Source organism: Pseudomonas sp. H3_A02, assembly GCF_054671965.1.
On the sequence record NZ_CP162807.1, the window covers coordinates 4,691,861 to 4,717,741 of the forward strand.

General features: G+C 61.1%; 21 protein-coding genes. 15 read left to right on the forward strand and 6 right to left on the reverse strand.

The window, feature by feature from the left end:
- Positions 1-28: 28 nt before the first annotated feature.
- Positions 29-1,906, forward strand: a complete 1,878-nt coding sequence (locus AB4N80_RS20580) for a DUF294 nucleotidyltransferase-like domain-containing protein (protein ID WP_305470913.1) — start codon at positions 29-31, stop codon at positions 1,904-1,906.
- Positions 1,903-2,622: a 3'-5' exonuclease gene (locus AB4N80_RS20585; protein WP_305470912.1), complete on the forward strand. Its 720-nt coding sequence runs from the start codon at positions 1,903-1,905 to the stop codon at positions 2,620-2,622. The genes AB4N80_RS20580 and AB4N80_RS20585 overlap by 4 nt, the downstream gene beginning before the upstream one ends.
- A gap of 42 nt (positions 2,623-2,664) precedes the next feature.
- On the opposite strand, the gene AB4N80_RS20590 is transcribed toward AB4N80_RS20585, so the two are convergent.
- The 4 genes from AB4N80_RS20590 to AB4N80_RS20605 form a co-directional block, all read right to left on the reverse strand.
- The gene (locus AB4N80_RS20590) at positions 2,665-4,335 is read right to left on the reverse strand and encodes a BCCT family transporter (RefSeq protein ID WP_460090401.1); all 1,671 of its coding nucleotides are present in this window, start codon (positions 4,333-4,335) and stop codon (positions 2,665-2,667) included.
- 280 nt (positions 4,336-4,615) lie between these two features.
- The gene (locus AB4N80_RS20595) at positions 4,616-5,635 is read right to left on the reverse strand and encodes a TRAP transporter substrate-binding protein (protein WP_122569426.1); all 1,020 of its coding nucleotides are present in this window, start codon (positions 5,633-5,635) and stop codon (positions 4,616-4,618) included.
- Positions 5,636-5,685: 50 nt separating this feature from the next.
- Positions 5,686-6,966 carry a TRAP transporter large permease subunit gene (locus tag AB4N80_RS20600; protein ID WP_122569427.1) on the reverse strand — a complete coding sequence of 427 codons (1,281 nt, stop codon included), beginning with the start codon at positions 6,964-6,966 and terminating at the stop codon, positions 5,686-5,688.
- Positions 6,963-7,523 carry a TRAP transporter small permease gene (locus tag AB4N80_RS20605; protein WP_122569428.1) on the reverse strand — a complete coding sequence of 187 codons (561 nt, stop codon included), beginning with the start codon at positions 7,521-7,523 and terminating at the stop codon, positions 6,963-6,965. Before AB4N80_RS20605 ends, AB4N80_RS20600 begins: the two co-directional genes overlap by 4 nt.
- Positions 7,524-8,443: 920 nt before the next feature.
- On the opposite strand from AB4N80_RS20605, the gene wecB reads away from it, so the two are divergent.
- From wecB to AB4N80_RS20635, 6 genes are all read left to right on the forward strand, one after another.
- Positions 8,444-9,673 carry a non-hydrolyzing UDP-N-acetylglucosamine 2-epimerase gene (gene wecB / locus AB4N80_RS20610; protein ID WP_460083128.1) on the forward strand — a complete coding sequence of 410 codons (1,230 nt, stop codon included), beginning with the start codon at positions 8,444-8,446 and terminating at the stop codon, positions 9,671-9,673.
- 39 nt (positions 9,674-9,712) lie between these two features.
- Complete coding sequence (locus tag AB4N80_RS20615) at positions 9,713-11,926, forward strand: hypothetical protein (RefSeq protein WP_460078541.1); 2,214 nt, start codon at positions 9,713-9,715, stop codon at positions 11,924-11,926.
- A gap of 12 nt (positions 11,927-11,938) precedes the next feature.
- Complete coding sequence (locus AB4N80_RS20620) at positions 11,939-14,053, forward strand: glycosyl transferase family protein (protein ID WP_122569430.1); 2,115 nt, start codon at positions 11,939-11,941, stop codon at positions 14,051-14,053.
- A complete protein-coding gene (locus tag AB4N80_RS20625; protein WP_460090399.1) occupies positions 14,050-16,053 on the forward strand; it encodes an NfrA family protein in 2,004 nt (667 codons plus the stop codon). Before AB4N80_RS20620 ends, AB4N80_RS20625 begins: the two co-directional genes overlap by 4 nt.
- A gap of 87 nt (positions 16,054-16,140) precedes the next feature.
- The gene (locus AB4N80_RS20630; RefSeq protein WP_122569432.1) at positions 16,141-17,016 is read left to right on the forward strand and encodes an alpha-amylase family protein; all 876 of its coding nucleotides are present in this window, start codon (positions 16,141-16,143) and stop codon (positions 17,014-17,016) included.
- Between the two features lie 190 nt (positions 17,017-17,206).
- A complete protein-coding gene (locus tag AB4N80_RS20635) occupies positions 17,207-17,455 on the forward strand; it encodes a phage infection protein (protein WP_122569433.1) in 249 nt (82 codons plus the stop codon).
- 101 nt (positions 17,456-17,556) lie between these two features.
- Here AB4N80_RS20635 and hpaR read toward each other — a convergent pair whose 3' ends face one another.
- Complete coding sequence (hpaR, locus tag AB4N80_RS20640; protein ID WP_122569434.1) at positions 17,557-17,979, reverse strand: homoprotocatechuate degradation operon regulator HpaR; 423 nt, start codon at positions 17,977-17,979, stop codon at positions 17,557-17,559.
- 204 nt (positions 17,980-18,183) lie between these two features.
- Complete coding sequence (gene hpaA / locus AB4N80_RS20645) at positions 18,184-19,089, reverse strand: 4-hydroxyphenylacetate catabolism regulatory protein HpaA (protein ID WP_122569435.1); 906 nt, start codon at positions 19,087-19,089, stop codon at positions 18,184-18,186.
- A gap of 185 nt (positions 19,090-19,274) precedes the next feature.
- Between hpaA and AB4N80_RS20650 the strand changes: the two genes are divergently transcribed.
- The 7 genes from AB4N80_RS20650 to hpaH all read left to right on the forward strand — a co-directional run bounded on the left by AB4N80_RS20650 (position 19,275) and on the right by hpaH (position 25,872).
- Positions 19,275-19,952, forward strand: coding sequence for a fumarylacetoacetate hydrolase family protein (locus AB4N80_RS20650; RefSeq protein WP_460078551.1), 678 nt, complete (start codon positions 19,275-19,277; stop codon positions 19,950-19,952).
- Positions 19,949-20,719 (forward strand): fumarylacetoacetate hydrolase family protein, encoded by a 771-nt coding sequence (locus AB4N80_RS20655; protein ID WP_122569437.1) that lies wholly within the window; start codon positions 19,949-19,951, stop codon positions 20,717-20,719. The genes AB4N80_RS20650 and AB4N80_RS20655 overlap by 4 nt, the downstream gene beginning before the upstream one ends.
- Before the next feature lie 5 nt (positions 20,720-20,724).
- Positions 20,725-22,185, forward strand: coding sequence for a 5-carboxymethyl-2-hydroxymuconate semialdehyde dehydrogenase (gene hpaE / locus AB4N80_RS20660; RefSeq protein ID WP_122569438.1), 1,461 nt, complete (start codon positions 20,725-20,727; stop codon positions 22,183-22,185).
- 179 nt (positions 22,186-22,364) lie between these two features.
- Positions 22,365-23,222, forward strand: coding sequence for a 3,4-dihydroxyphenylacetate 2,3-dioxygenase (gene hpaD / locus AB4N80_RS20665; protein WP_122569439.1), 858 nt, complete (start codon positions 22,365-22,367; stop codon positions 23,220-23,222).
- Positions 23,223-23,306: 84 nt separating this feature from the next.
- Complete coding sequence (locus AB4N80_RS20670) at positions 23,307-23,699, forward strand: tautomerase family protein (RefSeq protein ID WP_122569440.1); 393 nt, start codon at positions 23,307-23,309, stop codon at positions 23,697-23,699.
- A 52-nt stretch (positions 23,700-23,751) separates the two neighbouring features.
- Entirely contained in the window at positions 23,752-25,056 is a 1,305-nt protein-coding gene (locus AB4N80_RS20675) for an MFS transporter (RefSeq protein ID WP_305470899.1), read from the forward strand.
- A 12-nt stretch (positions 25,057-25,068) separates the two neighbouring features.
- On the forward strand, positions 25,069-25,872 hold the full coding sequence (gene hpaH / locus AB4N80_RS20680) for a 2-oxo-hept-4-ene-1,7-dioate hydratase (RefSeq protein ID WP_122569442.1): 804 nt from the start codon (positions 25,069-25,071) through the stop codon (positions 25,870-25,872).
- Positions 25,873-25,881: the final 9 nt, after the last annotated feature.

Below are 25,881 nucleotides of genomic sequence, written 5' to 3' on the forward strand. Positions count from 1 at the left end.
CCTCTGAAGCGAACAGCCATGAGGCCCCATGCAAATCGAACTCTTGGAAATCAGCGAGCATTTGCATCGCTTTCCCCCATTCGATGACCTGCCCCAGACAACGCTGGAAGACATTGCCCGGCGTGTCGAGGTCGCCTATTTCAAGGCCGGCAGCCCTATCCTCGAAGCAGGTGCTGCCTTACATGACCTGCACTACGTACGCAGTGGTGCAGTCGAGGTGTATCGGCGCGACGGCGAGTTGTATGACCGTCTGGTGGAGGGCGATATTTTCGGTCAGGCCGGCCTGCTACGCAGCAACAAGGTGCGCTTTCCGGCCAAGGCCCTGGAAGATAGCCTGATCTATTTCATCCCGGCGGATGTCATTGCCCAATTGTGCAAGCGGCACGACAGCTTCGCCGATTTTGTCGAAGCCGAAGGTTACTCCAGGCTCAAATCGGCCGTTGAGGCCCAAGGGCGCGCGAGCGATCTGATCCAGCTTAAATCCCGAGCATTGATTTCCCGGAAACTGGTCTGGGTCACGCCACTGACCCGCGTCCAGGAAGCCGCACAGCTGATGACCGAACAAAGCGTTTCCTGTGTCGTCGTCCTGGAGCGGGCCGGGCATAACCCCGGGAAAATGCTCGGCATCGTGACCGACCGGGACCTGCGCACTCGTGTGGTGGCCGCCAACCGCAGCGGCGACACTACCATCGGCGAAGTGATGTCCAACGATCCGGTGTCCATCCAGGCCGACGACTCGCTGTTCGAGGCCATGCTGTGCATGCTTCGAAGCAACATTCACCATCTTCCTGTGATGCATAAGGGCCGCGCCCTGGGCCTGATCAATCTGTCGGACATTATCCGGCACGAGTCCCAGAGCAGCTTGTACCTGGTGAACAGCATCTCCAACCAGACCAGCGTCGAAGGTCTGCGATCATTGCTACGGGATCTACGCGGCACTTACATTCGCATGGTGCGCGACGGTGCCACCGCCCACATGATCGGCAGCGCCATTTCAGGCATTGGTCGCGCCTTCACCCAGCGTCTGCTCGAACTGGCGGAAAGGGAGTTGGGGCCGCCGCCGATTCCCTACTGCTTCATGGTGCTGGGCTCGATGGCCCGGGATGAACAGTTGCTGGTGACCGACCAGGACAACGCCCTGGTGCTGGATGATCGTTTCGACCCGCCCCTGCACGATGAGTACTTCAGGAAGTTGGCCACATTTGTCAGTGACGGGCTCGCCGCGTGCGGCTTCAGTTACTGCAAGGGCGGGATCATGGCGACCAACGCCCAGTGGCGTCAGCCGTTGCGAGTCTGGCGCGACTATTTCACCCAGTGGATTGAAAAACCGAACGCCGCCACCCTGCTTAACGCTTGCATTTTCTTTGATCTGGACGGGGTCTATGGTCGGTTGGAAATGGTCAACGAGCTCAAAGCGCTTTGCGCTGAAAAACCAAAGGCCACGCCAGCCTTCCTGGCGGCAATGGCGCGTAACGCACTGAACAGGACACCGCCCCTGGGTTTCTTCCGCACGTTTGTCATGGAAACCGACGGGGAGCAAAAACAGATCATCAACCTGAAGGGACGTGGCACGGCGCCCCTTACCGACCTGATCCGAATTCATGCGTTGGCTTGCGCAAGTACCGCACAAAACTCCTTTGATCGACTCGAAGCCATCAGCACGACGAAATGGCTGCAACCGCAAGCCATCGATCATCTACGCTACGCATTGGAGTTCCTGTCGATGGTGCGCATACGGCACCAGGTCCATGCCATCGAGCAGGGCCAGACGCCAGACAACTACATCGAGCCCGAGCGCTTTTCAACCATTGAGCGCCACAACCTCAAGGAAGCGTTCCAAGTGTTGAGCAATGCGCAAAAATTCTTGCGCTTCCGCTATCCCGGCCACGCGCGGCCAACACGATGAGCGCTTCACGGAACCCGAACAGGCAGGCAACACCAGACTGGCCAGCGCGCTTTGCACAGCTGGCACAGCAAGCCAGACACCCTCTCTTGCAACGTTTCTACCAGGCCGGCGTTGCCAACGGACAGACGCCGCTGGAGCAGGTGGACCTGCTGGCCTTGGACCTGGAAACCACCGGGTTGGATGCCCGTATCGACAGCATCGTCAGCATTGGCCTGATACCGTTGACGCTAAAGCGGATACGCTGCGGCGCAGCGCTGTACTGGATCATCAAACCCGCGCGACTGACCCACGAATCGGTAACGTTCCATCGCATCACCCACGCAGATATTCGCCATGCCCCCCGGTTGCCGGACATCATGGAACAGCTGCTGGAAGCAATGACGGGGAAGATCATGGTGGTGCACTACCGGGCCATCGAACGTGATTTCCTGGATCAGGCGTTTCGTCACCATTGGGGAGAAGGTCTGCAATTTCCAGTCATTGACACCATGCAACTCGAGGCGCGGCAGGTCCGGGGCCCTCGCAACTGGCTAGACCGACTGTTGCAACGCCCTCTCGCGTCCATCCGGCTGGCGGACAGCCGACCGCGCTATCACCTGCCGCCCTACCACGCCCATCAGGCCTTGACCGATGCCTTGGCCACGGCCGAACTGCTGCAAGCCCAAGTCGCCACTCACTACAGCCCTGACGTTGCGATTGGAGAGCTTTGGGACTGAGGCCGACGATGGACTCTTTCCATCATCGGCACTCGTCGCCCCTCAGGATCGCGGTTCGGACAACAATCCCTTGACCAGCGAAATGCAGCCCAGCAGCAGGACAATGGCGAAGGGCAATCCGGTGGAAACTGCCATGGCCTGCAAGGCAACCAGCCCCCCTCCCAGCAACAATGCGATGGCGATCACGCCTTCAATGACCGCCCAGAAGACCCGCTGCGGAACGGGCGCGTCAACCTTTCCTCCCGCCGTGATCGTATCGATCACCAGCGAGCCGGAGTCCGAGGAGGTGGTGAAGAACACGATCACCAGCACAATGCCCAGCAGCGACGAAATTTCCTTGAGGGGCAGCCCTTCAAGCATGACGAACAGCTTGAGTTCCAGCACGGCATCCGTCACACCGCTAAGCCCCCCCAGGGTGGCCTGATCAATGGCCGTCCCGCCAAAGGTCGTCATCCACAGCACCGACACCAGCGAAGGCACCAGCAATACCGAAATCAGGAACTCACGAACGGTACGGCCACGACTGACCCTCGCGATGAACATGCCCACGAACGGCGACCAACTGATCCACCAGGCCCAGTAGAACGCGGTCCAGCCCTGGGTGAACTCAGTGTCCGTGCGCCCGAAAGGATTGGACAATGCCGGCAGATATTCAACGTAGGTCACCACGTTCTTGAAGAACCCGGTGAGGATGGCCAGGGTTGGCCCCACGACAATGATGAACAGGAGCAACAGGAGCGCCAGGCCCATGTTGATTTCGGACAACAGCTTGACCCCCTTTTCCAGCCCGGCAAGTACCGACCACAGCGCAATCAGGGTGATGCCGATGATCAACAATACCTTGCTGACGTTGGTGGAGCGGATACCGAACAGGTGCTCAATCCCCGCAGCGGCCTGCTCGGCACCGATACCCAGCGATGTCGCCAGCCCAAACAGCGTGGCGAAGACCGCCAGGATGTCGATGATATGACCGGGCCACCCCCAGACACGCTCGCCCAACAGAGGATAAAAAATCGAGCGTATCGATAGCGGCAAGCCTTTGTTGAAGGAAAACAGCGCCAGGGACAACGCAACGATGGCGTAGATGGCCCAAGGATGCAGACCCCAATGAAAGATAGTCGCAGCCATCGCCAGGTCCGCGGCGCCTTTCATGTCACCCTCTGCGCCCTCAAGGGGAGCCCAATCCGTACGCACGCCACTGGCATCGACCGTGACGCCGCCCATTGCGGCGGCGTAATGCGACATCGGCTCCGCAACACCATAGAACATCAGCCCGATGCCCATCCCGGCGGCGAACAACATGGAAAACCACCCCAGGTACGTATGATCCGGTGTGGCGTCGCGACCACCCAACCGAACCCTGCCCAGAGGTGAAACAATCAGCGCCAGGCACAGTAATACGAAGATATTGCCTGCGCTCATGAAGAACCAGGCCAAGTGCCGGGTCAACCAACTGCGCATTGCGCTGAACAGCGGTTCGACTTCGTTTTGCAGGGCTAATGTCATGACGACGAACAGCAAAACGGTGGCAGCAGAGATCAGGAAGACTTTGCCATGGATATCCAGAGAGAACGAAAACTCACCGCTAATATTGTCCTGTCCTATGACATAGTCGGTTTCAATGAGATTTGCCTCGCCGCTGGGGGCTGGTATTCCCTCCGTGCCGGGCGCCTGGGATTTTCCTGATAGATTGCCTACAGGATTTTTACCCACGTGAACCTCCTTTGATGTATGTCACGCGCATGCGTGCCATGGCCTGATTAGTCCCGCCGCTCCAAAATGAAAACGAGATGAGCGTGCCATAGCCTAACAAGTCTGGAGGCATGACCAGGGCATCGAGACCGGCCATGACTGTTCTACAAACGCCAATACGCTCCTAGGGCAAGGCGGCATCTCTGGTTCATGCCTTGGAAAAATTCGGTCGCAGACGCAATGAAGGGCGCCGAGACACTGCTCCGACGCCCTTCATCCCCCAATAGGGTGTGACTTCAACTCAATGGGCGGCACGCACCTTGGCAATCTCGTCATACATCGTCTTCACCAGGTCGCCATCCAAGGATTTAGCGAACTTGTCGACCACCGGTTTCACCCGCTCACGCAAGCGATCTTTCTCGGCTGGGCTGATCTCGTTGACGGTCATCGCAGCCGCCAACGTGGCCTTGGCCTTGTCCATGCTCGCCGCCGTGACTTCACGCTGGAATGCTTGCGCCTCGGCCGCGGCCGCGCGAATCAGCGCTTTCTCATCGTCGTTGAGGCGGTTCCAGGTTTTCTGGCTGATGATCAACGACTGCGGGTTGAAGATATGCCCCGTGACGGAAAGATACTTTTGCACCTCGTAGAACTTGTTGCCCTCAATCACCGTGAAAGGGTTTTCCTGGCCGTCGATGGTGTGCTGCTCCAGGCCGGTGTAGACCTCTGGGAACGCCATCGGCACCGGGTTGGCGCCCAGGGCGGAGAAGGTCTCCAGGTAGATCGGCGACTGGATGACGCGAATCTTCAGGCCCTGCATGTCTTCAAGCTTGGTCACCGGGTGCTTGCTGTTGGTCAGGTTGCGAAAACCCAGGTCCCAATAACCCAGCCCTACCAGCCCTTTGCTGTCCAGTTGCGCCGCCAGTTTCTGCCCGACCGGCCCATCGATGACCGCATGAGCTTCCTCTACGTTGTTGAACAGGAACGGAAAATCGAGCATGGCGTAATCCGGTGCCTGGGCGGCCAGGATGCCGGAGTTGAGCACCGTGATGTCCAGTGTGCCGCCCTGCAACGCCGATACCGTTTGCACATCACCGCCCAACGTACCGCCAGGGAACAGGCGGACCTTGATCTTGCCGCCGCTCTTTTCGCTGAGCAGGTCGGCGAACTTCTGTGCGCCCTGGCCCTGGGGGTGTTCCTTGACGTTCTGGAAGGCGAACCGCAGGGTTCGTTCGCGGATCTCGTCCGCGTGGCTGGCCGCGCCGGTCAACAGCAAGCCCGTCGCGCACGCGCCGGCCAGCAGGGTTTTCATCAGTTTTCCCATGTCACTCTCCGATCGTTATTGTTTTTAAGGTCGAGCTAACAGCACCGGTGTTATCCGGTAAAAAATTTCAATGGCCCCAGGACCAACTGCGGGAACAGGATCAACAGGAACAACACCACAAACTGCGCAAGCATGAACGGCCACACCCCACGCACGATCTCCTCGAAGTCCAGCTTGGCCACCCCGCAAACCACGTTGAGCACAGTGCCCACCGGCGGTGTGATCAGGCCGATGGCCGTGTTGATCAGGAACAGCACGCCGAAGTACACCGGATCGATCCCCGCCTGGATGACGGCTGGCATCAGCACCGGGGTGAGGATGAGGATGGTCGGAGTCATGTCCATCACCGTGCCCACCAGGATGATCAGCACCATCATTACCAGCAGCAGAAAGGTCTGGTTGTCCATGAACGGCGCCAGCAGCTCCGCCAATTGGCCCGGCAGATCGGCGATGGTCACCAGCCACGATGAAACCATGGCCGCCGCCACCAGCAGCATCACCACCGAGGTGGTCTTGGCCGAAGACAGGATCACTTCGTACAACTGGCTGACTTTCATTTCGCGGTAGATCACCAGGGACACGAACAGCGAATAAACCGCCGCGACCACCGCTGCTTCCGTGGGCGTGAAGATGCCGAATTTAAGGCCCAGGATGATGATCAAGGGCAGGCCCATGGCCCAACTGCCGTCGAGCAACGTGCGCAGCACTTCGGCACGAGAACGCTTGGGCGGTGTCTCGACGCTTTCACTGCGAGAGATGTACCACCAGGCCACGGCCAGCGAAGCCCCAAGCATCAGCCCCGGCACGATACCGGCCAGGAACAGCTTGGAAATCGATACCCCGGACGCCACGCCAAAAACGATGAAGCCAATGCTCGGCGGAATGACCGGCGCGATGATGCTGCCGGCGGCGATCAGGCCGGCCGAGCGCCCGCGGTTATGCCCGGCCAACACCATCATCGGCACCAGCAGCGCCGCCAGGGCCGCCGCATCGGCCACGGCCGAACCGGAGAGCGACGCCAGCAGGCAGGACGCGATGATCGCCACGTAACCGAGACCACCGCGCTTGTGCCCTACCAGCGCCATGGCAATGTTGACGATGCGTTTGGACAGGCCACCGACGTTCATGATTTCGCCGGCCAACATGAAGAACGGCACGGCCATCAGCGGAAAACTGTCCGCGCCGTTGAGCAGGTTCTGGGCAATGATTTGCGCATCGAACAGATCCAGGTAAACCATCAACGCCACGCTGACCACGAGCAAGGCAAACGCGATGGGCATGCCCAGCGCCATGCTGCCCATCAAGGACCCGAGGAAAATAACCAGTGTCATGGGTGGGTACTCTTGATGGGGTCAGCGGTGGCGGCGTTATGCGTGCTCACCTCGGCGTCGTTGTCCTTGACCATCACCAGCTCGTCATCCCCCAGCTTGCCGAACAGCGCCAGGTAGAGCTCGTAGAGCAGGATCGGCGCAGCACTGGCGCCGAACACCAGGCCGGCGCCATAGAACAGCGCCATGGACAATCCCGACGCCGGGGCGACTACATCCAGGTTGATCGCCGCCTGTTGCCAACTGCCACTGAAGATCAGCCAGCAGATGTACAACATCAGCAGATGGCCGATGACCAGGCAGATACGCTTGCCGACCGCCGGCAAGCGCTTGACCAGGCTGTCCATGCCCAGGTGGGCACGGTCCTTGAGCGCCACCAGGGCACCGAGAAAAATCATCCAGACGAAGAACCAGCGCGACAGCTCCTCCGACACACTGATGCCCGAGTTGAACGCATAGCGCAGCACCACATTGCCGAACACCAGCACGATCATCGCGACCATGCACAACACGATCAGCAGCTTCAGCAGCTTGAAATACAGATCCACGACTTTTGTCATCTTGGAAACCTCCGAGGCTTGTCGAGCGCCCACATCCCACTGGCGCGATAACTTCTGCAACAGCACTGGACCGCTATCGGATCGAACCTGGGAGGCTGGGGGATGCGTTAGAAAGATGGATCAAGGACAAAGCGTGGGGCGCGCGAATGGGCATGGGGTTTCCTCTATTTTTATTATGGTCTTTGCCACGATGGGCAAGACAGGTGCCGCTAAAATGTACCACCCGGTTAGTTTGGTCAATAACCCAGGCAGGTGCACCACACAAAGCGTGCGATTATCGGTCGGGAGGCTTCGACGACTAATGGGTACCTGGCTTAGGAGCAATCCAATCGGCGTAACTTTCTTATTGCAAGTAACGACTGTGCCTAGTGGGATTTTGCATTTGGAATGGATCCATTTTATTTAATATAAAAACTCAAAATAAATTGAACTTTCAATAGATAATTAAGTTCGCGACCAACTCATTAGTTCTTAAAGCCGTTACCACGACGACTTACAGGCGTCATTCCAGTGGCACGCCGCATTTGGGAACAACGTAAAATAAGGCGCCAAAAAAATCACGGCGCCACGCCTTTTAGTATCAATAGAGTATTAAACAGGCACGAAAATACAAAAAATACCTTTAATATCAATAGCTAATTGAAGTTAAAAAAATCAGAAATCCAACCTTTGCCCCACCACCAAAACACCTTTAAAAAATTATTAATCAACTTATTCATATAAACCTTTGCGCTCACGATGTTTGGTGCTATTAATTCTCCGCCCCGAACTTCAAGATGCCACTACGTCACTTCCTGTGCACGTCAAGCCGCTGTCTGACACCGGGCCAACTTAACTTAAATCGCTTGTTTGCTCGAACGCCCCCATCGCGTCCGGGCGGGCTGTTGTGCGGCGCAGCAAACTGCGCGAGGAAGGGCGTCATCGCAACTCATCATCCACGCATCAGGATCCTCTCGATCTTCGGCACCCGTCCGGAGGCCATCAAGATGGCGCCCTTGGTCAAGGCCCTTGCCGCCGAACCAGGCATCGAGTCGCTGATCTGCGTCACCGGCCAGCATCAGAGCATGCTCAAGCAGGTACTGGATCTGTTCGAGCTCAAGGCCGATTTCACCCTCGACGTGATGACGCCGCACCAGACTCTCAACTCCCTGACCGCCGCGTTGTACGCCGCCATCGACCCGGTGCTGGAACAAACCCGGCCGGATCGGGTGCTGGTTCACGGCGACACCACGTCGGCCATGGTGGCTTCGATGGCCGCCTTCCATCGACGCATCCCCGTCGGCCATGTGGAAGCCGGCCTGCGCACCGGAGACATCTACAGCCCTTGGCCGGAAGAAATGAACCGACGGTGCATCGACCTCGGCGCCGATCTGCTATTCGCCCCCACCGGACAGTCCCGCGATAACTTGCTGGGGGAACGCCTGCAAGGCCGTTGCCTGGTGACCGGCAACACCGTGATCGACGCGCTGCAACTGACGGCCCGGCGCATCAACGACGATGCCCGGTTGCGTAGCGAACTGGACCAACAGTTCCCGTTCCTGCAGACCGGACGCAAACTGCTGCTGGTGACCGGCCACCGCCGGGAAAACTTCGGCGAGGGCTTCCTCGACATCTGCAAGGCCCTGCGCCACCTGGCCCAGCGCCCGGATATCCAGATCGTCTACCCGGTGCACCTCAATCCCAACGTGCTGGGCCCGGTGACCGAGCAACTGGGCGAGTTGCTCAATGTGCATTTGATCAAGCCGCTGGACTACCTGGCGTTCGTGCGCCTGATGCAACACGCCCATGTCATCCTCACCGACTCCGGTGGCGTGCAGGAAGAAGCGCCGTCCCTGGGCAAACCGGTGCTGGTGATGCGCGACGTCACCGAACGCCCGGAAGCAGTGGCGGCGGGCACGGTGCGCCTGGTCGGCACCTCGCCGGCATCGATCATCGCCGGCGTGGATGCGCTGTTCGACGATGACGCGTCATGGCACCGCGCCTCACAAGCGGCCAATCCTTATGGCGACGGCAAGGCCAGCCAACGCATCGTCGATACCTTGATGGGCCGCCCGGTCGACGACTTTGTCGTGGCCCCGCTGCCTGCCCAACGGCAGCCCGTCTATCGGTCGCTGTCCGAGCCACGCGAGCTGCTCGCCGATTTCAACTGAACAACTGCTATTCCCCTTATCAGATCGAGACTTGCCTGAATGAAGCCTTCCGTTGCCATCCCTACGGGTGCGCTCAGCGCCCTTGCCTGTGGCTTGAGCCTGCTCGCGCTCATGCCGACCTTTGCCCTGGCCGCGGACAGCCCGCTGACCCAGGCCATTCATCGACTCAACGCTGATACCCGCCAGACACGTGAGGTTCGCTTGAGCGACCTGGGCATCACGGCGCCGATCCTCTTGAGCGCCAGCGACGCCCGCCGCGAGCTCTACCTGCCGGTCCCCGCCGGCGTTACCCTCGAAGACGCGACGCTGCAACTGGACGCCAGCTACCTCAATGGCGAAGGCGGCCGCAACACCCTGCTGCTGTCCCTCGACGGCTACCCGGTGCGTGCCGAAGGGCTCAGCGAGGCACAAGGCGATGCCAGTGCCACGCTCGGCGTCGACAAGGCCGCACGTGACAACGGTCTGGTGCGCCTGGGCGTTGCCTGGTCCTCGATAGTGTCTCGACCATTGTGCGAAGACGATCGGGTCATCGGTAATGTGCTGCGCATCCAACCTGAAACACGCCTGAACTACAGCTACGACGCCAGCCAGTTGCGCGACGTCGGTGCGGCCTGGGCGGCCCTGCCCGGCGAGCCCGGCATTCTCGTTGCGCCCGGTTCATTGTCCGCCGCCAGCTACGATTCAGCCTGGCGCCTGGGCGTGGCGCTGGAGCGCATCGGCAAACACAGCCGCATCCTGCCCTTCCCCGCCGTGCAAGACAGCGTGGACCTGGGCAACCTGCACATCCCTGCCGAGTTATTGAGCATTCCGGCCTTCGCCAGCCTTAATGGCAAAGGCCCGCACAACTTGGCCAACCCGGCCGAGATCGGCGCACTGCTGGTGTTAGGCCAGACCCCGAACGTCCAGGCTGACCTGGCGATCAACGAGCCTGCGCTGCTCAAAGCTATCAACCAATCCCTGGACGCGTTGCAAAGCCAGGTCCAGGGACTCGACACGACTGCGGCCAGCGCACTGACCCAGTGGCGCGAACAGCACATCAACGCAGCACTCGCAGGCGCCGGCACTGACAACGTACGCCTGGCCCTGCTGGGCACTCGCCCGGTGCTGATGATCGCCCCAGAATCCACCGGCAAAGCCTTGTCCCTGCTCGGTACGGCCTGGAGCAAACTGGCGCGAAGTCGCCAATTGACCGTGAGCGAAGCGCAAACGCCGTTGAGCGAAGACGGCCGTGTGGTCCTGTCGCGACTGGGCGGCGCCCCCGGCACTTTCGACGTGGCGTCACGCTTCGACTGGAGCACTACGTTTCCCCTGGGCAGTGTCGCTTATGACGGTCGCCTGCCCGTCACGGCCGTGGTGGACGTCTCCGCCGCCCCGGGGGCTTCCGATACGGCACCGGTGGCTTCACTGTTTTTCAATGACTTCCTGATTGGTGCGCAGCAACTGACCCCCAACGGTGAATCGCAACGCATCCAGGCCCATATCCCACGTTACGCCCTGGGGTCGCAGAACATATTGCGCGTGTCGTTCCAACGTCAGCCGGTCAGCGACCGCTGCCTGGAAACGCCGCAAGCCTTCCCAGTGTCGGTCCTGCCGACCAGCCATATTGTCGTGGAAAAAACCTCGCTGGACGACGATTTCTCCGGCCTGGCCGCACGCTTCGCCGCCGACACCCAGATCCTGGTGCCCCAGGCCTACCTCGACCAACCGGCCAGCAGCCTGGCGCGGGTCATTGCGGTGGCTGATGCCAGCGGTGTATCGCCGCTGCGAGCGCAGCTCAAGGTGAGCGCTGATCCAAAAGCCGTCGTCAGCCCGGACAAAGCCTTCCTGGCCTTCGAGTTGGCGCTCAAGGGCAGCCAGGAATCGGTCCAGGTCGACGAGCAGGGTCGCCTGCGCATCAACCACAAGGACCAAGTGCTGCTGGACATACAGCCCCTCAACCAATTGGCCTCGCTGCAAGTGGTGCAGAGCTCGGGCCAATACGGGCTGGTCTATCGGACCCTGGGCAATCAGCCGCCAAGCCTGGCCAAGCCAATCGTGCTGACCCGTGGCGACGTGGCGATTCTGGGCAACAACGGCGCCGTGGCGATCCTCGATACCCAGGACCCCAGCGGCAGCCTGTTGATCGGCCGCGAGGAACCCAAGGGGCTGGATGCCTGGCGCAAACCGTCGCTGCTCTGGCTGATTCCAGGCGCCATTATCCTGTTCCTCCTCTTGTTGCTGGCAGGCCGTAGCGCCCGTCGCAATCGCCAGTAACGGTACCCTTCGATGACGTCGCTTTATTGGCCCTATTGGCTGGCCCACTACTACAACTACCTGGAAGCCGCGACCATCGTGGTCGCGGTACTGATCCTGATCTCCAGCCTGGACGATCTGATCATTGACCTGTGGTACTGGTCTCGTCGCCTGTACCGCAAGTTCACCGTGAACCGTCGCTACCGGCCGCTGACCGTCGAGCAATTGTTGGCCCGGGACGAACAGCCCCTGGCGATCATGGTGCCGGCCTGGCTGGAATACGACGTCATCGCACCGATGATCGAGAACATGGTCTCGACACTCGACTACCAGAACTACGTGGTCTTCGTTGGTACGTACATCAACGACCAGCGCACCATCGACGAAGTCGAGCGGATGCGCCGGCGTTACAAACAACTGCACCGCGTGGAAGTGCCCCATGCCGGGCCGACCTGCAAGGCCGACTGCTTGAACTGGGTGATCCAGGCGATTTTCCTCCATGAGAAAACCCATGGCATGACCTTCGCCGGCGTCGTCCTGCACGACAGCGAGGACGTGCTGCATCCGCTTGAACTGCGTCTATTCAACTACCTGTTGCCGCGCAAGGACATGATCCAGTTGCCGGTGGTGTCTCTGGAGCGCAATTGGTACGAATGGGTGGCGGGTGTCTACATGGACGAGTTCGCCGAATGGCATGGCAAGGATCTGGTGGTGCGTGAAAGCATGACCGACACCGTGCCCTCGGCCGGCGTCGGCACCTGCTTCTCCCATCGCGCCCTGCGAGTGCTGGCCGGTGAAACCGAAAACCAGCCGTTCAACACCGACAGTCTCACCGAGGACTACGACGTGGGCGCGCGCTTGGCCAAGGTGGGCATGAATGCGATCTTCGTACGTTTCCCCGTGCAGTTCCGGGTGCTGCGCAAATCCTGGTTCCGCAAACCCTACGAATCGACCCTGACGATGCCACTGTGCGTGCGCGAGTTTTTCCCGGACACGTTTCGCACCGCCTTCCGGCAAAAGGCCCGCTGGACCCTGGGCATCGGCTTGCAAGGCTGGGAGCAGATGGGCTGGAATGGTTCGCTGGCCAACCGATACCTGCTGTTTCGCGACCGCAAGGGGGTAGTGACAGCGTTCATCAGCATCATTGCCTACGCGATCCTGGTGCAACTGCTGGGCCTGATCATCTTGCGCAACAGCGGTTTGTGGGACGTCAGTTTCCCAACGCCTTTTGAAACCAGCAGCGTAATCAAATACCTGTTGCTGGCCAACGGCGTTGCCCTGGCCTGGCGAATCCTGCATCGCTACTACTTCACCACGGTGTTGTACGGCTGGCAGCACGGCTTGCTGTCGATCCCACGCATGTTGGTGGGCAACTTCGTCAACTTCATGGCCGCCGCCCGGGCCTGGCGCATGTTCCTGGTGGGCAAGGTGATGAACCGCAAGCTGGTCTGGGACAAGACCATGCATGACTTCCCATCCACCGACCTGGTCGCCATTGCGCCGCGCCGCTTGGGCAGCGTGCTGTTGTCCTGGCAGGCTATTACCGACACCCACCTGCAAAGCGCCCTGGATGAACAACAGTCGCGCAATGTACCGCTAGGACGGATTTTGCTGAATAACGGCTGGCTGGACGATGAAACCCTGGCCGAAGCCATCGCGTTCCAGAATGACCTGCCCCGGGTCTTCGACGTGGCCGAAAAAACCGCGGCCTCAACCTCGTCACTGACCAGCGAGTTTGCGTTGCGCTGGCGGGCGATTCCCTTGGGGCCCAATGGCGAAGGCCGGGAGCAGATCGCCGTCGCTAATCCGCTTTCCGACGAAGGCTTGCAGCAGGTCAGCGCCGAACTGGGCGGCGAGCCGGTGCAACTGATCGCCAGGGAAAGTGAAATTCTCGCTTTGTTGCGCCAGTTGCCCGCACGCAACGGCCACGCCGTACCGAATGCCAGTGCGCCGCTGCTGGGTGACTTGCTGATCGAAATGGGCCTGCTCGACCGCGATCAGTTCAGCCGTGCCATGTTGCAATATCGTCCGCAGCACCACGGCCGGATCGGCGATTACCTGGTGGACAGCGGCGTGCTGCCCCGGGCAACCATCGAACAAGTGGTGGCCCGTCAGCATAATCTCTACCCAACGGAGCTCCCGGCATGAACCGCCCCTTCCTGACTTTTTTGGCCACGGGGCTGAGCCTGATCCCTGCGTTTGCGCTTGCCGAGACGTTGCCGCTGCCACTGACCGGCCCGGCCTATACCGTTGCCAACGAAGCCTACAGCGCCTACGAGCGCAAGGACTACGACCTGGCCATCGCCAAGGCCCGCGAGGCCCTGCGCCTGCGTGCCGATGTGAAGCGCCTGAACACGCTGATTGAATTGGCCGAGCGGGACAAAAAGCTGCGCGACCAACCTCGGACCGCTGCATCTTCGCGCGCGGCGCCAGCTTCACCGGGTTTCGTCGCGGCGTCCCAGGGGTTCAAGGCCTACGACCGCGAACAATTCGACCTGGCCGCGCAATCGGCCCGCAAGGCCATCAGCCAGGCCCCCCGACGCCGTGAATATCGCCTGTTGCTGATCGACTCCTTGCAACGCCAGCAACACTTGGAAGAAGCCGATCGGGCCACCACCGAGGCCCTCGGCGTCTTTGCCAACGACAACACATTGTTCCTGCGCCGCAAAGCCATTCGCCGCCAATTGGCCGTACCGCTGGCGACCCAGGGCTATCGCGCCCTGGAGCAAGACAACACGACCCGCGCCGTGGACCAGGCGCGCAAAGCCGTGGCCTGGGCTCCAGAGATTGTCGCCAACCAGCAATTGCTCATCAGTGCGCTACTGGCGGCGAAGGATTATCCCGGTGCCGAACAGGCCGCGTCTTCCGCACTGGCGGTGGACGACCGTCAAGCCGCCCCTTGGGTGTTGCGCAGCTATGCCCGTAACCACCAGGGCAAGTCGCAGGCGGCCCAGGATGATCTTGACCAAGCCCAGAGCCTTGCGGGCCTGTCGGCAAGGGAAGCCCGTGACATCCGCTCCGCCCAGGCCCAATCCTCACCCCCCGTCCTGCTCTGCCAGGAAAGTACCTACGGTCTGACCTGCGCCATCTCGCCGGGTAACACCGGCGATCAGGCTCCGGTGAGTGATCTGCAGCTTGCTTACAATGGGGTTCGGGCCGGCGACGACGAAGCTGCCCATGCCGCGTTCCGCAAGGCGGACGCCACCGCTCGACTGGCACCGGCACCCGCCCAGGACGCCGCCTACAACGCCATGCGGGTCCATGAAGACGACGAAGCCGTGGCGTATTTCAAGCGTGTCATCGATGGGCAAAAAACCGCTGAGTCGCCCCTGTCCGCGCAACAGCTGTTCGATACCCGTCGCACCGTGGGCGATGTATCGCGCAGGCTCGGCCTGACCAGCACCACCAGCTATCGTGGCAGCAGCTCCAGTGGCCTGAGCGCCGCCCCGGGCGCCAGTAGCAGCGGCAGCGAAAGCAATGACCTGCTGCAAAACAGCACCGAACTGTCGTGGCGTCCGCTGGGCTATCGCAACGGCCGCTTTGTCGAACTCTATGGGCGCATCACCGACACCCTGTGGAGCAAGAACAGCGATTCGGACACCGGCGCCGATGCCTTGCAAGGCGCCCTCGGCGTGCGGGTCAAGCCCTTCAGTTCGGTCAACATCATGGCCGCCCTTGAACGGACCTTCCCGCTGGGGTCTTCCAATGTCGACGGCGACTGGCTGGTGCGACTGGCCTACGGTTCGAGCATCGGTACCGATCTGCGAGTCGATGTGCCGAGCTGGTGGACCTCGCAGCTGTATGCCGAGGTCGGCCACTACCTCAACGCCTCGCGCAATTACTTCAACAGCGAATGGCAAGTGGGCCGCAGCTACGCCATCGGCGGGACCGGCTCGCGCTGGGTGGCGTTCCCCCATGTCGTCGCGGCGATCGACTACGATTCCAAGATGAAGAGCGAAGCCGGCGGCGGCTTTTCTTCCGGCGACGCCGGAGCGATCGGGATAGGAAACAACGTACGCTATTGGTTCCGGGAAGACGCCTACAACGCGCCACGCTCCTATGTGGATTTTTCCCTGCAATACCGGGCCAGGGTATTTGGCGAAGATCAGGCCAAAGGCGTGTTCGCCCGCCTGACCTACTCCTATTGAGCCCGTGGGTGTGACCGTCGCTCCATCGGCACGAAAAGCGGCTCGCCTTGCCGGGCCGCGACTACACTGCCTCCAGAAGGAACCTGTTTGAAAAGCTTCGCAACGTTAGTCCATCGCAAGACCGTCGCGGCGCTGTTAGTGGTCGCGCTCCTCGGCGCAGGTACAGGGACGTACTACATGAGCACGCTCACTGCGGCACCGAACATCGTCGGCATCGTCTGGCAGCCGGACAACCAGACCGTCGGTATCAGCGGCCATTGGGAAAAACTGGGGGTGCACGCGCTGCTGGTGCAATGGACGGTGGTGGACGACCAAGCCTTCGTGCCCGGCACCGGCTTGACCAGCGTACCGGTACTGCCGGATTGGGCGCGCATCGCCAAGGCGCCCTGGGCCCAGGATGTCATCCTTGGGCTGGCCGGTTATTTCAGCGAGAACCGCTCCCGGGACAATATCGAGCAACTGGCGGCGCTGTCGGAGCGCATCGCCGGGTTGCCGACGCCATTGCATGTCACCGGTTGGTATTTTCCGGCTGAAGTCGACCCCAGTTGGTCGCGCGCCACGGAGCTGCCGGCCTTGCTCGCCAAGCTGCCGCGACCGCTGTGGATCAGCGTCTACGACGGCGCCAATATCGGCCCAGCCGCCACCGCAGACTGGCTCAAGCAATGGCTGCCGAACGACATCGGCGTGTTTTTCCAGGACGGCGTCGGCGTCTACGCCCGCACCGCCCCGGTGGCTCGGAACTACGCCGATGCCCTGCGTGATCGGCTTGGCAAGGATCGCGTGCGGATCATCGTCGAAGCTTTCCGCCCCCAATACGGCGGTGGTTTCCGCTCCGCTACCGTCGCCGAACTCAAGCCACAACTGGCGGCCTATGCAGGCTACCCGCTCTACCTGTTCGACGGGCCGCACTACATGACCCCGGCGTTGGTGGACCAACTGAAGCAAGCCCTCGCCCAGCCCTGACCAGGCACTTGAAGCTATCCGCCCGCCCGCGCTGACTGAGTTTGTATCGGTCTGTATATGAAATGCGGACTGATACGAAATGATGAATTTCACCCTCTTCTGGCACACATCGTCGATACATCTGCGCGTTTAACTGTGCTCACCGGACAGCAGCACCCGGCCTACTCAACTAAACGCAAGGAGAATCACCATGTTCAACTTCTCGAAACTCTCGTCCTTGGCAATCGCCCTGACACTGGTTGGCGGTGTCGGCCTGGCGAACGCTGCCTCGGCAAAGAACGCCCCGGCCCAGGCTGCGCATCAACTGGCGGAAGGCGGGTCTGATCGGTTGATTCAGAATCGTGTGGCTGAAGGAGGCTCTGATCGCTTGATCGAGAATCGCGTGGCAGAAGGTGGGGCCGATCGGTTGCAGGAGTTGCGTGAACGCAGTGCGGTGTGAACACGACTTTGTGACGAGGGAGCTTGCTCCCTCGCCACAAAAGCTCAAAGCTCATTGGCCCAAAACTCAAGCCACATGAGACATGGCTCATGGCTCATGGCTCATGGCTTGATGTTCTTCAGCTCATTGAGCAAGGCGAGCAGTTGCTGCATCTTTTCCTCGCCAAACTGTTCTTCGATCCGCCGATAGTTGCCTTCCATACCCTCGCTCATGGACACGAAACACTGCTGGCCGCGCTCGGTCAGGCCCACGAAGACCCGCCGCTGGTCCTGGCTGGACTTCTGCCGACGCACCAAGCCATCGCGCTCCAGGCGACTGAGCACACCGGTCATGCTCGGCTTGAGAATGCAGGCCTGATGGGCGAGCTGGTGGCTTTCCAACTCACCTTGCTGATGGAGGATGCGGATCACTCGCCACTGCTGCTCCGTGAGGTCATGCTGGTTCAGCGCCGGGCGGAAAAAAGCCATCGCCGCTTCGCGGGCTTGCAACAGCGTCAGGGTCAAAGAAGGTCTGGGGTTGGACATGTTCGAACTGTGTGAATGGGCGAGTCGGCAGCTTAGTGTCGTCGCCAGGCGGCTGCAAGAAGCAAAGCCGCGCTATGTCACTGTGGAAGGGGGTTCTGTGGGAGCAAAGCTTGCTCGCGATGGAGGCGCCTCGATTTCTGAAAGACCTCATCGCCAGTATTCGCGAGCAAGCTTTGCTCCCACAGAAATCCCTCCCGCCACCATTCAGCGCAACCCCGATTGCCGCTGGCGATACTCCCCCGGTGTGAGCTGGGCGTAACGTTGGAAAAACCGGCTGAAATACGCCGGGTCCTTGAAGCCGAGCTGGTAGCAGATTTCATTGGCCGAGCTGCCGGTGAACAACAGCAGTCGCTTGGCCTCCTGCATCAACCGCTCCATGATCAGGCGCTTGGAAGGCAGGTCGGCGATGCGACGGCACACGTCATTGAGGCGCGCCTCGGTCACGCCAATGCCTTCGGCGTAGCGCGACAACGGCCAATGCTGCAGGTAGTGGGCCTCGATCAGCTCGTTGAAGCGGTGAAAGATCTTCAGGTCTTCATGCCGCGCCGGCCTGGCTTCCAGGGAGTTGGAACACAACCGCAGCAAGCTGATCATGATCAGTCGCGTCAACCCGTCCAGCGCCGCGCTGCGCCCCGGATGCCCCGCCACCACCTCCTTGCTCAGTTCCTCGAACAGGAATTCCAGGCGCCGCACCTCCCCCGCCTGCCCAGGCCCCAGTTGCGCCAAGGCCACGCAGGCGGCCGGCATCTGCACGCCAGCCGGCGCCAGGCTCGGGTCAGCATCGATCAGTTGCCACACCAATTGCTGGCGCACCGTCAGCACATGCCCGTCGCTGTCGGCCTCGGTCACGAAGGCATGGGGAATGGTCGGCGGCGTGAGGAAGAACATCGGGCCGGATTCGACGTACTGCTGGTCATCGAGGTATACGCGCACGGTGCCACTCTTGACGTAGTGCACCTGGAAGAACCGGTCGTGGCGGTGCACCGGCATGTTGCGGCCGAAAAAACCCGCCAGGTTGGCGAGCCGGTCGTAATGCACTTCGGCGTCGCTGTAGCGCTGGTCATACACCTGACCAATGTTGATGTTCGGAATCGGCTGGCGGTCGGTCATCACGCAATGCTCGTTTTTATGCTGATTCAGGTACCTGCCGCTCTCATCCTGCACCGAATCTGGCAAGGCAACCAGTGCCGGTCATTCTGTCACGCTTGACGATAGTTAACATCTTAATTATAACTGTTAACACATTAACAATAACCGCAGAGCCCTCATCACTCTGCCATCGCCAGGAGACAAGCATGAGCCGTGCCCTGCATGACGTCGCGACCGGCACCCTGTTCGGGGTCGCGCTGAACTACCAGGGGCTGCTGAAACAGCGCCTCACCGAGTTCGAGCAACCGCCCTATCAGAAGCCGCCGCTCAAGCCCGTTCTGTTCATCAAGACGCCCAATACCCGCAACCGGCACGACGCAGACGTGGTTCACCCAGGTCACGGCGAAAGGCTGCAACCAGGACCGGCCCTTGGCGTGGTGATGGGCAAATCGGCCAGCCGCGTCAGCGCCGCCGAAGCCCTGGACTACCTGGCCGGCTACACCATCGTCAATGAATTCAGCCTCCCGGAAGACAGCTATTACCGCCCCGCCGTCAAGGCCAAGTGCCGGGATGGCTTCTGCGCCATCGGTCCGGAACTGGTGCCGACCGCCCAGGTGACCGACCCCCACAGCCTGGCGATCACGCTGTACGTCAACGGCGAGGTTCGCCAGCAAAACAGCACGGCCAACTTCGTTCGCAACATTCCCCAGTTGATTGCCGAAATCAGCGAGTTCATGACCCTGCATGCCGGCGATGTGCTGATCACCGGTACGCCTGAGGGCCGGGTCGATGTTCTGCCCGGTGACCGTGTCGAAGTGGACATCAGCGGCCTGGGCCGCCTGGTCAATACCGTCGTGGCCGAGCAAACAGGAGCAGATTCATGAAACACGCGCGCATTCGTTTTGAAGGCCAGGAGCACGCCGTCACCGTCGAAGCCCACAACGCCGTGCGCCTGGCCGACGGTCGCCTGCTGGCCGAAGACCAGGTCCAGTGGCTGCCACCGGCCAGCGGCAGCATGTTCGCCCTGGGCCTGAACTACGCCGATCACGCCGCCGAACTGGCGTTCAAGCCACCGACCGAACCCCTGGCGTTCATCAAATCGCCCGGCACCTACACCGGCCACAACCAGGCGACCTGGCGCCCCGACAACGTCGTCTACATGCATTACGAGTGCGAGCTGGTGGCGGTCATCGGCAAAGCCGCGCGCAACGTCAAGCGCGAGGATGCACTGAGCTACCTGGCCGGCTACACCGTGTGCAACGACTACGCGATCCGCGACTTCCTGGAAAACTACTACCGCCCTAACCTGCGGGTGAAGAACCGTGACGCGACAACGCCCGTCGGCCCCTGGATCGTCGATGTGGCCGATGTGCCGGACCCGAGCAACCTGACGCTACGCACCTGGATCAACGGCGAGTTGCGCCAGGAAGGCAGCACCAAGGACATGATTTTCGACATCCCCTACCTGATCGAATACCTGTCCAGCTTCATGACCCTGCAGCCCGGCGACATGATCGCCACCGGCACGCCGGAAGGCCTGGCGGACGTAATGCCCGGTGATGAAGTGGTGGTGGAAGTGGAAGGCGTGGGTCGCCTGGTCAATCGAATCGTTAGCGAAACCGAGTTCTTCGCATCCCGTAAAGAGGCTTGAGCAGCATGATCAAACACTGGATCGACGGCCGTGAGGTCGAAAGCAAAGACGTCTTCGTCAACTACAATCCGGCCACCGGGGAGGCCATCGGCGAAGTCGCCAGCGGCGGAGCCGAGGAAGTCGCCCAAGCGGTCGCGGCGGCCAAGGAAGCGTTTCCGAAATGGGCCAACACCCCAGCCAAGGAACGCGCCCGGCTGATGCGCAAGCTCGGTGAATTGATCGAGCAGAACGTGCCGAAGCTGGCCGAACTGGAAACCCTCGACACCGGTTTGCCGATCCACCAGACCAAGAACGTGCTGATCCCACGCGCCTCCCACAACTTCGATTTCTTTGCTGAAGTCTGCACGCGGATGGACGGCCACACGTATCCGGTCGACGATCAGATGCTCAACTACACCCTGTACCAACCGGTGGGTGTCTGCGCGCTGGTGTCGCCCTGGAACGTGCCGTTCATGACCGCGACCTGGAAGACCGCGCCGTGCCTGGCGCTGGGCAACACGGCTGTGCTGAAGATGTCCGAACTGTCACCGTTGACCGCCAACGAGCTGGGTCGCCTGGCGGTCGAAGCCGGCATTCCCAACGGTGTGTTGAACGTGATCCAGGGCTATGGCGCCACCGCCGGCGATGCGTTGGTGCGCCACCCGGATGTGCGGGCGATCTCTTTCACCGGCGGTACCGCCACCGGCAAGAAAATCATGCAGACCGCCGGGTTGAAAAAGTACTCGATGGAATTGGGCGGCAAGTCGCCGGTGCTGATTTTCGAAGACGCCGACCTCGAACGTGCCCTTGATGCGGCGCTGTTCACGATTTTTTCCCTCAATGGCGAGCGCTGCACCGCCGGCAGCCGGATCTTCATCCAGGAAAGTGTCTACCCACAATTCGTCGCCGAGTTTGCCGCCCGCGCCAAACGCCTGATCGTCGGCGACCCGCAAGACCCGAAAACCCAGGTCGGCTCGATGATCACCCAGGCCCACTACGACAAGGTCACCGGCTACATCAAGATCGGCATCGAAGAAGGCGCCACCCTCCTGGCCGGTGGCCTGGAGCGCCCGGCCAACCTGCCGGCGCACTTGAGCCGCGGCCAGTTCATCCAGCCGACGGTATTCGCCGACGTCAACAATAAGATGCGCATCGCCCAGGAAGAAATCTTCGGTCCGGTGGTGTGCCTGATCCCGTTCAAGGATGAAGCCGAAGCCTTGCAACTGGCCAACGACACCGAATATGGCCTGGCCTCGTATATCTGGACCCAGGACATCGGCAAGGCCCATCGCCTGGCCCACGGCATCGAGGCCGGCATGGTGTTTATCAACAGCCAGAACGTACGCGACCTGCGCCAGCCTTTCGGTGGCGTAAAGGGTTCCGGAACCGGCCGCGAAGGCGGACAGTACAGCTTTGAAGTGTTTGCCGAGATCAAGAACGTTTGCATTTCCATGGGCAGTCATCACATACCGCGTTGGGGGGTATGACGTAGAGAAAATCTGGTGATAAACCTTGTGGCAAGGGGATTTATCCCTGCTCCTGTGGGAGCAAGGCTTGCCCGCGATGAAGACGATGCGGCCTACCAGAAATCGAGTCGCCTGCATCGCGAGCAAGCTTTGCTCCCACAACCGAGATTCAACAAGAACAATTTTTCAGGAGAATCATCATGGGCGAAGTCGTCCTGGCTGCGAAAATCTGCCACGTTCCCTCGATGTACCTGTCGGAGCTGCCCGGCAAGCACCACGGTTGCCGCGCCGCAGCGATTGCCGGCCACAAGGAAATCGGCCGCCGCGCCCGTGAGCTGGGCGCCGATACCGCCGTAGTGTTCGACGTGCACTGGCTGGTCAACAGCGCCTACCACGTCAACAGCGGCGCGCACTTCAAGGGCATCTACACCAGCAACGAGCTGCCGCACTTCATCAAGAACATGGAGTACGAATACTCGGGCGCCCCGGAACTGGGCGAACTGATCGCCGCCGAGGCCAATGCCGTGGATGTGCGCACCCTGGCCCATAACATCCCAAGCCTTGAACTGGAATACGGCACGCTGGTGCCCATGCGCTACATGCACATGGATGTCCCGCAAGACCAGAAATTCAACGTCGTGTCGATTGCCGCCTGGTGCGCCTGGCATCGCCTGCAGGACAGCTTCGCCTTCGGCGCCGCCGTGCGCCGGGCCATCGAGAAAAGCGATCGCAAGGTACTGGTGCTGGCGTCCGGCTCGTTGTCCCACCGCTTTTCCGATGATCGCAACGCCGAAGCCAACATCCATAACTGGACGCGGGAATTCGACAAGCAGGTCGATCTGCATGTCGTCGAAATGTGGCGCCAGGGCCGCTGGAAAGAGTTCTGCGCCATGCTCCCGGACTATGCCGAACACTGCTTCGGCGAAGGCAAGATGCATGACACGGCGATGCTGCTGGGGTTGCTCGGCGGGCCGGACTACGACAAGCCCGCCGAAATCATCACCGAGCCTTTCGGCAGTTCCGGCACCGGACAGATCAACGCCATTTTTCCAGTCTGAACAGCAGCCGCAAGCGACAAGCTGATCGCTTTCAACTTGTCGCTTGCGGCTTACAACTCAAAGCTGCCGACGCAGGAGGCCCCCATGCCCCATTTCATCGCTGAATACACCGACAACATCGAACAACAAGCCGACCTGCCCGGCCTGTTTGAAAAGGTCCATGCCTTGCTGGGCGAAAGCGGCGTATTTCCCCTGGGCGGCATCCGTAGCCGTGGCGTGCGCCTGGACACCTGGCGCATGGCCGACGGCAAGCACGACTACGCCTTCGTGCACATGACCTTGAAAGTCGGCCATGGCCGTGACCTGGCCACCCGCCAGAAAGTCGCGGAAAAACTCTTCGAGGCGATCACCGCGCACTTCGCCGAACTCCAGGCCCAACGCCTGCTGGCCCTGTCATTCGAGATGATCGAGCTGCACGAGCAACTCAACTTCAAGGCCAACAACGTCCACGCCTTCCTCAAGGGCCAGGCCTCCTGAATCCGTCTGCCCCGCACTCCCCATCGGCCTCTCTGACAAAAAGTACAAGATCATGAGCACAGCCAATACCGCCGACACGGCCGGCACCATCGCCCACGACCGCACCCATGCCACCATCACCTGGCGGCTGATGCCGCTGTTGCTGGTCTGTTACCTCTTCGCCCACCTGGACCGCATCAACATTGGCTTCGCGAAGATGCAGATGAGCGCCGACCTGCAGTTCAGCGACACGGTCTACGGCTTCGGCGCCGGCCTGTTCTTCATCGCTTATGCGCTGTTTGGCGTGCCCAGCAACATGGCCCTGGACCGGGTGGGCCCGCGGCGCTGGATCGCCACGCTGATGGTGGTCTGGGGCGCCCTGTCCACCGGCATGTTCCTCATCGAAAGCGCCGCCGGTTTCTACGTGTTGCGCTTTCTGCTGGGCGTGGCCGAGGCCGGTTTCTTTCCTGGCATCCTGGTCTTTCTCAACCGCTGGTATCCGGCCCGGCGCCGGGCCCAGGTGACCGCGTTGTTTGCCATCGCCGTGCCAATGGCCGGGGTGATTGGCGGGCCATTGTCCGGTGGCATTCTCGAGCATTTCCATGACCTTGGCGGCCTGCGCGGCTGGCAGTGGATGTTCGTCATCGAAGGGCTGCCGGTGATCCTGCTCGGCCTCGTTGTGCTCAAGTGCCTGCCGGACAGTTTCGAGACGGTCAACTGGCTCACGCCACACGCCAAGCAACAACTGCGTGAACAACTGAGCCTTGAAGAACAGCGCAAATCCATCACCTCGTTTTCGGCGATTCTCAACAATCCGCAGGTCTGGTTGTTGGTGGCGGTGTACTTCGCCGTGATGCTGGCGGTGAACACCCTGGCCTTCTGGATGCCGACCCTGATCCACGGCGCCGGCATCGGCAGCGACGGCAAGGTTGGGCTGCTCAGCGCAGTGCCCTACCTGGCCGGCTGCTTTTTCATGATCGGTTGCGGACGCTCCTCCGACCGCCATCGCGAACGCCGCTGGCACCTGTGCGTGCCGCTGTTGATGGCCGCGCTGGGCATTGCGGTCGCCGGACTTTCCCCGGGCAATCCGACCCTGGTGCTCAGTGGCCTGATCGTCGCTGGCATGGGCGCCAGCGCGGCGTTGCCGATGTTCTGGCAAATGCCGCCGGCCTTCCTGTCCAACGGCACCCAGGCCGCCGGCATCGCCCTGATCAGTTCCTTCGGCAGCATCGCCTCATTCTTCGCGCCCTACCTGATCGGCTGGATGCGCGACACCACCCAGAGCGCCAGCCTCGCCCTCTATGTGCTGGCCCTGCTCATCGCCCTTGGCGGCTTGCTGGTGCTGCGCACCCGGGCTGCCATCGTCAATCCTCAATAAGAGACCCTTGCCATGCTTGACCAGACCTTCATCCAACAAGCCGCCGCCCGCCTCGACCATGCCGAACGCTCCCGCGAGCAAGTGCGGCAGTTTTCCCTCGACCACCCGGACATCACCATCGAGGATGCCTACGCCATCCAGCGTGCCTGGGTGGCCCAAAAGATCAAGGACGGGCGCAAGTTGGTCGGCCACAAGATCGGCCTGACCTCCCGAGCCATGCAGGTGTCGTCGAACATCACCGAACCGGACTACGGCGCGCTGCTCGATGACATGTTTTTCGATGAAGGCACCGACATCCCGTTCGAACGCTTCATCGTGCCACGGGTGGAAGTGGAGCTGGCGTTCATCCTCGGCAAGCCGTTGAAAGGCCCGAACGTGACCGTGTTCGACGTGCTCGACGCCACCGAATGGGTGATCCCGGCGCTGGAAATCATCGACGCGCGCATCCAGCAGATCGACCCGCAGACCAAGGCGACCCGCAAGGTGTTCGACACCATTTCCGACAACGCCGCCAACGCCGGGGTGGTCATGGGCGGTCGCGCCGTACGCCCGACCGAGATCGACCTGCGCAAGGTACCGGCGGTGCTCTACCGCAACGGCGTGATCGAAGAGTCCGGCGTCTCGGCCGCGGTGCTCAATCACCCGGCCAAAGGCGTGGCCTGGCTGGCGAACAAGCTGGCGGCCTATGACGTCACCCTGCAACCGGGACAGATCATCCTCGGTGGCTCCTTCACCCGCCCCGTGGCCGCCAACCCCGGCGACACCTTCCATGTCGACTACGACATGCTCGGTTCCATCGCCTGCCGTTTCGTCTGATCGGAGAAC